At 69.7% G+C, this 11,773-nt stretch carries 5 protein-coding genes; 2 read left to right on the forward strand and 3 right to left on the reverse strand.

Going from position 1 to position 11,773, the window contains the following annotated elements; genetic code table 11:
* Positions 1 to 187: 187 nt before the first annotated feature.
* The 3 genes from ASE43_RS01305 to ASE43_RS01315 all read right to left on the reverse strand — a co-directional run bounded on the left by ASE43_RS01305 (position 188) and on the right by ASE43_RS01315 (position 7,001).
* Positions 188 to 2,593, reverse strand: coding sequence for a TonB-dependent receptor (locus tag ASE43_RS01305; RefSeq protein WP_057159209.1), 2,406 nt, complete (start codon positions 2,591 to 2,593; stop codon positions 188 to 190).
* Positions 2,594 to 2,656: 63 nt separating this feature from the next.
* Positions 2,657 to 5,686 carry a beta-phosphoglucomutase gene (gene pgmB, locus ASE43_RS01310; RefSeq protein ID WP_057159210.1) on the reverse strand — a complete coding sequence of 1,010 codons (3,030 nt, stop codon included), beginning with the start codon at positions 5,684 to 5,686 and terminating at the stop codon, positions 2,657 to 2,659.
* Positions 5,687 to 5,987: 301 nt separating this feature from the next.
* Positions 5,988 to 7,001 (reverse strand): LacI family DNA-binding transcriptional regulator, encoded by a 1,014-nt coding sequence (locus ASE43_RS01315; RefSeq protein WP_056174439.1) that lies wholly within the window; start codon positions 6,999 to 7,001, stop codon positions 5,988 to 5,990.
* Positions 7,002 to 7,301: 300 nt separating this feature from the next.
* On the opposite strand from ASE43_RS01315, the gene smc reads away from it, so the two are divergent.
* Together smc and zipA are read left to right on the forward strand one after the other, a co-directional pair.
* Positions 7,302 to 10,805 carry a chromosome segregation protein SMC gene (smc, locus tag ASE43_RS01320; protein ID WP_057159211.1) on the forward strand — a complete coding sequence of 1,168 codons (3,504 nt, stop codon included), beginning with the start codon at positions 7,302 to 7,304 and terminating at the stop codon, positions 10,803 to 10,805.
* A gap of 195 nt (positions 10,806 to 11,000) precedes the next feature.
* Positions 11,001 to 11,756, forward strand: a complete 756-nt coding sequence (gene zipA, locus ASE43_RS01325; RefSeq protein ID WP_056174443.1) for a cell division protein ZipA — start codon at positions 11,001 to 11,003, stop codon at positions 11,754 to 11,756.
* The last annotated feature ends 17 nt before the right edge of the window (positions 11,757 to 11,773 follow it).

An 11,773-nucleotide genomic window follows, 5' to 3' on the forward strand; every position in this document is an offset into this window, starting at 1 on the left:
GGGCGCTGTGAAGAAAAAGACCGTTCGCGACGGTCGCGGAGGCCGCCTGCGCCTTGGGGGGAGGGCTTGCGCAGGCGGCGATTCCGGGAGCGCGTCGCGAACGGGCTTCGAAAACCGCGCGCCGGGCGGCGCGCGGCGGTCGAACGCGACGGAGCGAGCATCGCATGCCGCTCCGCCGCCGCCGCGCTCACCAGCGGTAGGCCGCCGAGAGTTGGTAGGAACGGCCCGCGATCGGCCGGCCCAGGAACACGCCGCCGGTGGCGGCGCCGGGCACGCGCACGTTGCCCTCGGTCAGGCCCAGCTCGTCGCTGACGTTGCTGCCGCTGGCGGTGAACTCCCAATGCTCGCCCACGTGCAGGTTCGCGCCCACGTCCAGCGTGTGGTACGAGGGCAGCTGCTGGGTGTTGGCCAGGTCGGCGTAGCGGTCGCCTATGTGCGAGTAGGTCGCGAACAGCTTCAGATCGCCGACCGGCAGGGTCCAGTAATAGCTCGGGGTGATCCGGAACTGGGTCTTGGGCTGGCGCATCACCTGGTTGCCGGTGAACTTGCGGTAGTTCTCGTACTGGGCGTCCAGCCAAACCCCGGTCGCGCGCAGCTCGAAGCCGCCGAAGGGACGGATCGCGCCTTCCAGCTCGACGCCGTAGGCGCGCGAATCGCCGACCGTGGTGAAGTTGCTGCCGTCGTCGAGGAAAGCCTGGAACGGCGAGTTGGTGAAGCTGTTGTAGAACGCGGTCAGGTACAGGTCGTAGACCGAGTTTCCGGACTTGAAGCCCAGCTCGTACTGGTCGACTTCCTGGACCTTGGTGTTGCCGTCGCGCAGGTTGTCGAAGGCCGGCAGCTTGTAGCCCGAGTTGGCGCGCGCGAACAGGCTGGAGGTCTCGTTGAGCTTGAAGTTCAGGCCCAGGGTCCAGGAGAAATGCTTGTCGTCCTGGTCGATGCGGCGCGTGCTCGGCAGCGAGATCGAGGTGTTGTTGTCGTAGAGCGTGTTGGGGTTGCCGTCCAGATCGACCGTGGCGGTGTTGTGCACGGTGCCGTCCACCTGCTGCCACTCGTAGCGGATGCCGCCGTCCAGGCGCAGGCGGTCGTTGATCTGCCATTCGTCGGCCAGGAACACGGCGGTGTTCTGGCCGTCGTAGTCGCCGCGCAGGGAGAAGAACGAGGTGCCGACGAAGCCGTCGCGGGTGACCTGGCGGCCGTCGGCCAGGGTCACGTCGATGCGGCGCGCGTTGTTCTGCGCGGTCAGCAGCATGTTGTTGCCCAGGTACCAGGTGTCCTTGGACGAATAGCGCGCGTAGTAGACGCCGGCGGTGAGGGTGTTGCCCTCGAACAGGTCGCGGCTGAAGCGCAGGTCGTTGGTGAAGGACTCGATCTGCTTGTCGACCACCCAGAAGCCGGCGGTCAGCACCTGCTGGTTCGGATCCACCGCGCCGCCGCCGTTGGTGTAGGTGGCGGTGCCGGGGCTGCCGAAGGAGGCGATGTAGGCGCTGATGGTCTGCGGGCTGGCGCCGGTGAACAGGCCGTTGGTGGGCGCACTGCCGTTGACGTAGTTGACGCGGTCGCTGATGGTCCAGTCGCCGACGTAGAAGTCCATCGAGGCGCCGAACACGTCGAGGTTGATGCCGCGGCCGTCGGCGAGGTCGCGGCTGATGGTCTGGCCATTGGGACCGGTCGGAATGGTCACGCGGCGGAAGTCGTTGCCCAGCAGGGTGCCCGATTGCGCGTTCAAGCCCGGGAAGCTCGACAGGTCCTTGCCGTTGTTGCGCGACAGCAGCGGGATCGGGGTGAAGAAGGCGTTCTTGTCGTCGGTGTGGCGCGCGTACAGGGTGATCTCGCCGCTGTCCCAACTGCGGGTGAGGGTGGCGCTGAACTGGCCGCCCTTGTCGGCCGGGAACTGGGTGTCGCGCACGCCGTCGGTGACGCGGTAGAAGCCGCCGATGCTGTAGTACCAGCCTTCGCCGAGCTCGCCGCTGTTGAACACGTCGACGCGGCGCAGGTTGTCGCTGCCCGCGGTCACGCGCAGGCTGCCTTCGGTCTCTTCGCCGCCTTTCTTCTGGATGAAGTTGACGGTGGCGCCGGGCTGGCCGTTGGAGAAGATCGGGCTGGGGCCGCCGCGCAGCACTTCCATGCGGTCGATGGTGTCGTCCATGCGGAACAGGGTGGAGTTCTCCAGGAACGACAGGGTCGGCGGCGGGAACAGCGGCGCGCCGTCCATCTGCACGGTCACGAACGGGGCGTCGCCTTCGGAGGGCATGCCGCGCACGAAGATGTTGGCGCCGGTGCTGCCGCCGGCCGATTCGGCCCAGATGCCGGGCACCACCTTGAGCGCGTCGGCCGTGCTCAGCGGCACCGCTTCCTGCAACTGCTCCAGCGAGGCGGTGGTGATCGAGAAGCTGGCGTCGCGCTTGCGCACGCCCTTGAAACGCGCGGTACCGGAGACCACCACCGCATCCAGGGTGGTGGCCTGACTTTCGTCGGCGGGCGGCGCATCCGCGGCCGGCGCCGGCGCGGCGTCCTGCGCGCGCGCCAGGCCCGGGCTCAACGCGGCGGCGATGGCCATCGACAGGGCGTAACGGATCAGAGACTGCTGCTGCATGGTGTTCTCCCCACTCCTCAAGAATGTCAGGTTGCGTAGATCGCGCCGAGTGCCGGCGCGGCGTCAGGGCGTCACGAAAGCGTCCAGGTCGAAAGCGGCGATCTCGGGCAGGTGCGCATCGGCGCCGGGCAGGGCATCGGCCGCGCCGATGCCGACCGCGGGCATGCCGGCGGCGCGGATCGCGACGATGCCGGCGGCCGCGTCTTCGATGCCGATGCAGCGCTCGGGCGGCACGCCCAGCGCCTGCGCCACGCTCAGGAAAATGTCTGGCGCCGGTTTGGCGCGCGCGATGCGGGCGGCATCGGCGACGTAGTCGAAGCGGTCGGCGATGCCCAGCCGCGCCAGCAGCGCGGGCGCGTTCTTGCTGGCCGAGGCCAGGCCGAGCTTGAGGCCGCGCGCACGCGCCGCGTCCAGCAGTTCGGTCACGCCGGGATACAGGTCCTGCGGGCCCACGCTTTCGATCGCGGCGCGGTAGTAGCCATTCTTGCGCGCGGCCAGTTCGCGTCGTTCGGCCTCGTCGTAGGGCCGGTCCGCGCGCTCCAGGATGATCGCCAGCGAGGCCTCGCGGTCCACGCCCTTCAGACGCAGGTTCACGGTCTCGTCGAAGGGCACGCCGATCTCGTCGGCCAGGCGCTTCCAGGCCAGGTAATGGGTGTGCGCGGTGTCGGTGAGCACGCCGTCCAGGTCGAAGATCAGGGCCTGGGTCGGGCGCGGGAACGGGGCGGATGCGGCGGCATCGGCGGGCGCGCGCGCCAGCGTCTGTGCGGCGTCCACACTCAGGCGCAGGCGTTGTCCGGCGTGCACGATCTCCAACGGCTCGCCTTCGATCAGCCGATACACCACCTGCGCGCGTTCGACGCCCACATGCAGTTCGCGGCCGCGCCAGCGCAGGCCGAAACCGTAGCCGTTCCAGCGCGCGGGCAGGGTGGGGGCGAAATGCAGTTCGCCCTCGATCGCGCGCAGGCCGGCGAAGCCCTGGGTCAGGGCCAGCCAGCTGCCGGCCATCGCCGCCATGTGCACGCCGTGGTCGGTGTTGCCGTGCAGGTCGTCGAGGTCCACGCGCAGGCTGGCGTCGAAGTAATGCAGGGCGCGATCGGCGTAACCGACCTCGCTGGCGAGGATGCCGAACATCGACGCCGACAGAGTCGAGTCGTGGGTGGTCACCGCTTCGTAGTAGTCGTAACTGCGGCGCTTGCGCGCCAGGTCGATGTCGGCGCCGGCCAGCACCAGCGCCATCACCACGTCGGCCTGCTTGCAGACCTGGTAGCGGTAGAGCGTGAGCGGGTGGTAATCCAGCAGCAGCGGGCGGTGTTCACCCTGGCGCGGCGGGAACGGCCAGCGCGGTTTGTCGAGGAAGCCGTCGTCCTGCGCGTATACGCCCAGGGCTTCGTCGTAAGGCAGGTACATCGCCTCGGCAGCGCGCTCCCAGTTCGCGACTTCGTCGGCGTCCAGGCCCAGGCGCGCGGCCAGGGCGATGGCCGCTTGCGGTCGCTCCGCGTGCAGGCGCCGCCACACCGCGACCGCGCGCCGCAGATGCTGCTGGGCCAGGCGGTTGGTGTAGTAGTTGTTGTCGACCATGGCCGTGTACTCGTCCGGCCCGGTGACTTCATGGATGCAGAAGGCGCCGCCGCGGCGCGGGTTGTAGTGGCCGATCTGCGGCCAGATGCGCGCGGTCTCGAACAGCATCTCGGCGCCGCCGTCGAACAGGAAGCCGACGTCGTCGCTGGCGTCCAGGTACAGGCCGATCGCGTAGGCGATGGCGGCGTTGATGTGGTACGCGGCCGAGCCCGAAGGGTAGTGCGCCGAGCACTCGCCGCCGCCGATGGTGCGCCAGGGGTACAGCGCGCCGGCGGCGTGGTTCATCTCGCGCGCATGCGACCGCGCGGCCTCGAGCATGCCGTGACGCGCCTGCAGCATCGCGCGCGCCACCTCCGGCGCGGTGTAGGCCATCACCGGCAGCACGAAGGCCTCGGTGTCCCAGAAGCAATGGCCTTCGTAGCCTTCGCCGGTCAGGCCCTTGGCGGCGGTGCCCGACACGCCGTCGCGGCCGGCGGACTGCCACAGGTGGAACAGGTTGAAGCGCAGCGCCAGTTCGCTGTCGGGATCGCCGTCGATGGACAGTTCGGCGTCGCGCCAGAACTCGGCCATGGCGCCGGACTGCAATGCGGCCAGGGCCTCATAGCCAGCCTCCACCGCCGCCGACAATGCGCTGTCGACGCGCGCGTCCAAGCCGCCGGCATCGGCGGCGCTGGCGTAGGCGACGAACTTCTCCAGCACCACGCTGGCGCCCGGCAGCAACTGCGCTTCATAGCGCTGCGCGGCGCGCGCCTCGTCGGCCACGGCGTCGGCATAGCGCAGGCTCGCCTCGCCCGAGGGCAGACGATGGCGTTGGCCGCACAGCACCGCGCCGGTACCGTGGCGGGTGCGCTGGCCGTAGCGGGCCTGCACGGCGTCGGCGCGCGCGCCGTTGGCGAGCAGGCCTTCGCTGCCGGACACGCCGATGCGCGGATCGTCGCCCTGGGCCGCGGCCTGGCGGCCGCTTTCTATCGCAGACACCAGCGCGATCGGGCCGCTGTAGTCGATCGAGGTCACCCGGTAGCGGATCGCCAGCAGGTCGCAAGCGCCTGGGTGCACGTTCAGCGGCACCACGCGTTCGGCCAGGATTTCGACGGTCGCGCCGCGCGCATCGCGCAGACGCATGCGCCGCCGTAGCGCGCCGGCATGCAGGTCGAGTTCGCGTTCGAACGCCAGCACCTCGGCGCTTTCCGGATCCAGGCGCCGTTCGCCCAGCCAGACCTCGATGCGTTTGCCGTCGGCGACCGGCACGCGGGTGTCGGTGCTCAAGGCGAAACCACGGAAGCGCTCGTGGTAGTGGATCGGGTTGTGCTCGTAGACCGCGGCCAGGTAGCAGCCGTCGCCGTCGCCGCGACCTTCCTCGAAACCGCCGCGCACGCCCAGCGAGCCGTTGGCCAGCGCGTACAGGCTGGCGTCGCGCTGTCGGCGCGCCGGCTCGTAACGGTCCTGGCGCAGGCGCCAGGCGCGCTGCGCTTGCGGGTCTTGGTCGGGGCGGGGCGGGGGATTCGTATCGGTCACGCGGGTTCGGCCTGCACGCTGGACCGCCGGTCGGCGGCTTGGAGGCGGACCCTAAAAGCGCATTGTTATCGATGTCAAGTTATCGATAACAAAAGCCGACGTCATGGGCGTGCCGAGCTGCCGATCAGGGCCGCAGGAGCATTCGATCCCGCGTTGGCCCAGGTCTAGGCGTCTGAATTCATGACGGTTTTTGGTTGCCGCGACGCGGGTGGGCCGAATCGCTGGCGCCCGGCATCCGCTATTGCGCTGCGGTCAATCGCGTTGCGGCGCAGCATGCGTCTGCGCCGCGCCCAGGCCGGGCTCAGGTCACCCGCACCACCAGGTTGGTCGCCAGGATCTCCGACTGCGCTGGCTGGCCCTCGATCAGGGCCAGGATCTTGCGCGCCAGCAGCACGCCGGCGTCGGTGAAGTTCTGGTGCACCGAGGTCAGCGGCGGCAGATAGGTCGCGCCTAGCGGGGTGTCGTCGTAGCCGATTACCGATACGTCCTCGGGCACCCGCCGGCCGCGTTCGATCAGGGCCCGGATCGCGCCGATCGCGAGCAAGTCGCTGGCCGCGAACAGGGCGTCGAACTGCGGATGCTCGTCGAGCAGGCGATGCACCGCGGCCGCGCCGGCGCTTACGGTCAGGGCCGGCACCGAGGGCGTGAGCGGAATCAGGTCGTGACGGGCGAGGGCGCGGCTGTAGCCGTCCAGGCGCTCGGCGAATTCGCCGTGCGCGGGATCGCCCAGGAACACCGGCCGACGCCGCCCCAGGGCGATGAAACGCTCGGCCGCGAGCGCGCCGCCGCGCTGGTTGTCGCTGCCTACCACCACCTGCGATTCGTGGCGGCTGACCGCGCCCCAGACCACCATCGGCCGGCCCCAGCGCTCGACCTGGTGCATGGCGTCCTCGTGCGCGCCCTGGCCCAGCAGGATCACGCCGTCGGCGGCCTGCACGCTGGGCAGCGCGCCGCCCTGCAGCGAGGTCAGCAGCACCGCGTAGCCGGACGAGGTCAGTTCCTGGCTGATGCCGCCGAGCAGGTCCAAGGGGTAGGGCCCGGACATCTGGCGTTCGATGGTCGGGGTCATCTCGACCACCACCGCCACGGTCATGCTGCGGCGCAGGCGCAGATTGCGCGCCGAGATGTTGAACATGTAACCCTGGGTTTCGGCCAGCGCCTTGATCTGGGCGCGGGTCTCGGGATTGACCAAGGGGCTGTCGCGCAGGGCGCGCGAAACCGTGATCGCCGAGACCCCGGCCAGCTTGGCCAGATCGGCCATGGTCGGGCTGTCGCCGGGTTCTTTCTTGCGGCGTTGGGCGCGGGGTCGGCTCATCGGCCTGGCTACCTTGCGTTGCGGACGGGCGCGGACCGCGTCCGGGTCCGTGCGTCATCAATAGCATGACGGCCGTTGCGGTTCGCAGTCCCCCAGGGCGGCGGAAGCCTGTGCCGATCCGGGCCGCGGCTGCACCGGCGACGGGCCCGGCGAGGCCGGCTCCGGCCCGTTATACTCACGAGGCTGTGCGGCGTTTTCGCTGCATATCGTCTATAGTAATCAGTAATTTAGACGAACAACTTCATCTTCCTTGGTATCTACGGCAGCGCCTCGCAGGCGCGCCAGAGGCAACCCCGCCGCATGCGTCTGTCCACGATCAAGCTCTCCGGTTTCAAGTCCTTCGTCGATCCGACCACGTTGCACCTGCCCACCAACATGACCGGCGTGGTCGGTCCCAACGGCTGCGGCAAGTCCAACATCATCGACGCGGTGCGCTGGGTGATGGGCGAGAGCTCGGCCAGCCGACTGCGCGGCGACTCGCTGACCGACGTGATCTTCGCCGGCTCCTCGGCGCGCAAGCCGGTGTCGCAGGCGATGGTCGAGCTGATCTTCGACAACTCCGACCACACCATCACCGGCGAATTCGCGGCCTTCAACGAGATCTCGGTCAAGCGCACGGTCAGCCGCGACGGCACCAGCCAGTACTACCTCAACGGCGGCAAGTGCCGCCGTCGCGACATCACCGATCTGTTCCTCGGCACCGGCCTGGGCCCGCGCAGCTACTCGATCATCGAGCAGGGCATGATCAGCCAGATCATCGAGGCCAAGCCCGAGGAACTGCGCGTCTACCTGGAAGAGGCCGCCGGGATCTCCAAGTACAAGGAGCGCCGCAAGGAAACCGAGACCCGCATCCGCCACACCCGCGAAAACCTCGACCGCCTCAACGACCTGCGCGAGGAAGTCGGCAAGCAGCTCGAACACCTGCGCCGCCAGGCCCGCCAGGCCGAGCAGTACCAGGCGATCCAGGCCGAGCGCCGGGTCAAGGACGCCGAGTGGAAGGCGCTGGAGCATCGCGCCCTGGATCAGAAACTGCAGGCGCAGCGCGAGAAGCTGTCGCAGCAGGAAACCCGCCTGCAGCAGTTGATCGCCGAGCAGCGCGAGGCCGAGCGCGAGCTCGAGACCGGACGCGTGCGCCGCGAGGAAGCCGCCGAAGCGCTCAACAAGGCCCAGGCCGCCAGCTACGAAGTCGGCGGCGCCTTGGCCCGGATCGAACAGCAGATCCAACACCAGCGCGAGATGACCACCCGCCTGCAGCGCGCGCGCGACGAAGCCGCCGCGCAGCTGGCCGAACTGGGCAGCCACATGGGCAGCGACCAGGAACGCCTGGACGCGTTGCGCGCCGCGGTCGAGGACGCCGAGCCGCGCCTGGAAGCGCTGCGCGACAACGACGAAGCGCGCCAGGAAGCCCTGCGCGACGCCGAGACCAAGCTCAACGACTGGCAGCAGCGCTGGGACGCGCACAGCCGCGCCCAGTCCGAGGCCGCGCGCGCGGCCGACGTCGAGCGCACCCGCATCGAGGGCCTGGACCGCCAGAGCCTGGACGCCGAACGCCGGCGCGAAGCCCTGTCCAACGAGCGCACCGGCCTGGACCTGAGCGCGCTGGCGGCCGCCTTCGAACAGATCCAGAGCCAGCACGACGTCCAGAAGGAATCGCTGGAAGGCCTGACCCACGAACTCGAAACCCGCAAGGCCAGCGTCACCGAGCTGCAGGAACAGCAGCGCGGCACCCAGTCCGAACTGGCCGAAGCGCGCAAGCAGGCGCAGGCCGCGCGCGGCCGCCTGTCCTCGCTGGAAACCCTACAGCACGCCGCGCTGGGCCAGGAGCAGGGCGCGGCGGTGAACTGGCTCAAGAGCCGCGGCCTGGACAGCGCCGCACGCGTGGGCGAGCGCCTGGACGTCGACGCCGGCTGGGAGAACGCGGTCGAAAGCGCGCTCGGCCAACTCATCGAGGGCGTGCTGGTCGAGGCCCCGGAGTCCCTGGTCGACGCGATCGGCGAACTCGCCGACGGCCGCCTCAGCCTGGTGTCGCCCGAGGCCGACGACAGCGTGTATCCGCCGACTTCGCTGGCCGCCAAGGTGCGCGGCCCGCGCGCGATCCGGCACCTGCTCGCGCGCCTGCACACGGCGGAGGATCTGGCCGCGGCGCGTGCGCTGCAGTCCTCATTGGACGAAGGCGACTCGGTCATCACCCGCGGCGGCGAGCGCCTCGGCGCGGGCTGGGTGCGGGTGCTGCGCTCCGGCGCCGCCCAGCAGGGCGCGCTGCTGCGCGAGCGCGAGATCCAGACCCTGCGCGGCGAGATCGAGACCCTGCTCAACCGCGAACGCGAACTCGAATCGCTGCTGGTGCAGCTGCGCGACCGCACCCTGGCCGCCGAACAGCAGCGCGAAGACGCCCAGCGCGGCCTGTACATGGCCCACCGCGGCGTATCCGAACTTGCCGGCCAACTGCAGAGCCAGCAGGGCCGCCTGGACACCGCGCGCGGCCGCATCGAGAAGATCGAAGCCGAGCTGGAACAACTGATCCTCACCCTCGACGGCAGCCGCGACCAGGCCCGCGACGCGCGTGCGCGCCAGGAAGCCGCGGTCGAGCGCATGGGCGAACTCGAAGACACCCGCCTGGCGCTGGAATCCGAGCGCCGCAGCCTGGGCGACGCGCGCGAAGCCGCGCGCAACGCCGCGCGCGAATCGCGCGACATGGCGCATGCCCTGGCCCTGACCCTGGAAGCGCAGCGCACCCAGATCGTCGGCCTGTCGCAGGCCCTGGACCGCATGGGCGGCCAGCGCGGCCAGCTCGACAACCGCCTGGGCGAACTCGCCGCGCAGCTGGCCGAAGGCGACCAGCCGGTGCAATCGCTGGAGACCCAGCGCCAGGTCGCGCTGGAACAGCGCGTGCTCGCCGAGCAGAGCCTGACCAGCGCGCGCAGCCACCTCGACGGCATCGACAACGACCTGCGCCGCTACGAGCAGACCCGTCATCAGCGCGACGAGCAGGCCCTGCAGCAGCGCGAGGCCATCGGCCAGCGCCGCCTCGAACAGCAGGCCCTGGTGCTCAAGGCCGAGACCCTGTCGGCGGCGATCGCCGAGGCCGGCTTCGTGCTCGAGGACGTGGTCAACACCCTCACCGAGGACATGCAACCGCAGGTCTGGGAGCGCACCGTCGCCGAACTCGACGGCAAGCTGCGCCGGCTGGAGCCGGTCAATCTGGCCGCGATCGCCGAGCATGCCGAGGCTGCGACCCGCAAGGACTACCTGGACGCGCAGTACACCGACCTCACCACCGCGCTGGAGACCCTGGAAGACGCGATCCGCAAGATCGACCGCGAGACCCGCGGCCGCTTCAAGGACACCTTCGACCGCGTCAACTCCGGCGTGCAGGAGCTGTATCCGCGCCTGTTCGGCGGCGGTCATGCCTACCTGGAACTCACCGGCGAGGACCTGCTCGATACCGGCGTGGCGATCATGGCGCGCCCGCCCGGCAAGCGCGTGTCCAACATCTCGCTGTTGTCCGGCGGCGAGAAGGCGATGACCGCGGTGGCGCTGGTGTTCGCGATCTTCCGCCTCAACCCGGCGCCGTTCTGTCTGCTCGACGAGGTCGACGCGCCGCTGGACGAAGCCAACGTCGGCCGTTTCACGGCGATGGTCAGCGAGATGAGCGAACAGGTACAGTTCCTGTTCGTGAGCCACAACAAGGCGACGATGGAAGCCGCGCAGCAGTTGTCGGGCGTGACCATGCGCGAGCCGGGCGTCAGCCGTCTGGTCTCGGTGGACCTGGCCGAGGCGACGCGTCTGGCGGGTGCGGCCTAAGCGGCCACGCCGGGATTAGTGATTTGGGATTCGGGATTGGCAAGAGCCGCTGCCCGGCCCGTGATGTCGCATCGCAACTGCTTTTTTGCGGTTAACTTAGGAGCCGGGAGCGGGTAGGGAATCGAAAGTCGGCGCAAGTGCTTCGACGAATCCCGAATCTCGAATCCCGAATCTCCGCTTTCAAAGGAGCAATCGATGTCCGAAGTGACCCTGCTGCGGATCGGCATCCTGATCGCCGGCTTGATCCTGATCGGCGCGATCGTGTTCTTCGGCCGTCCGCGCAAGCCCGGGCAGGGCAAGCGCGTGCCGCGCGAGAGCGGCGCCGACGCGCGCAAGGGCGAGGGCGGCCGTCGCGAGCCCACCCTGGGCGAGCTGATCGAAGGCGAGGGCGAAGCGGCCGCGGCCGGCGAAAGCACGCGTCAGGCCGAGCTGGAACTGTTCGACCGTACCCTCGAGGGCGGCGCCGCCAACAGCGAACTCGGCCGCCGCGCCACCGAGGAATTCGACAAGATCGTCACCCTCTACCTGGCCGCGCGCGCCGGCGCCAAGCTGCACGGCCCGGACATCGTGGTCGCGGCCGAGAAGGCCGGCCTGGTCTACGGCCACATGGGCGTGTTCCACCGCTTGGTCGAAGGCCATCCCGAGCGCGGCCCGGTGTTCAGCGTGGCCAACATCATGAAACCCGGCAGTTTCGACATGGCCCAGATCCAGGCCCTGGAAACGCCGGCGATCGCGTTCTTCCTGACCCTGCCGGCGCCGGTGCCCGCGCTGGACGCCTGGGAAACCATGCTGCCCACCGCGCAGCGCATGGCCGAACTGCTGGACGGCGTGGTCCTGGACGAACAGCGCAACGCCCTCGGCCGCCAGCGCATCGCCCATCTGCGCGACGAACTGCGCGCCTACGACCGCCAGCGCGAAGCGCCGCCGCTGACGCGGCCTACGCGCTGGTAAGCGATCCCGCGCTTTAG

Source organism: Lysobacter sp. Root983, assembly GCF_001429345.1.
GTDB lineage: Bacteria > Pseudomonadota > Gammaproteobacteria > Xanthomonadales > Xanthomonadaceae > Lysobacter.

What these genes read in the sequence shown, in the direction of transcription:
- ASE43_RS01305 (WP_057159209.1), bottom strand. Translation starts at nt 2,593, where the DNA reads ATGCAGCAGCAGTCTCTGATCCGTTACGCCCTGTCGATGGCCATCGCC.
- ASE43_RS01315 (WP_056174439.1), bottom strand. Translation starts at nt 7,001, where the DNA reads ATGAGCCGACCCCGCGCCCAACGCCGCAAGAAAGAACCCGGCGACAGC.
- smc (WP_057159211.1), top strand. Translation starts at nt 7,302, where the DNA reads ATGCGTCTGTCCACGATCAAGCTCTCCGGTTTCAAGTCCTTCGTCGAT.
- zipA (WP_056174443.1), top strand. Translation starts at nt 11,001, where the DNA reads ATGTCCGAAGTGACCCTGCTGCGGATCGGCATCCTGATCGCCGGCTTG.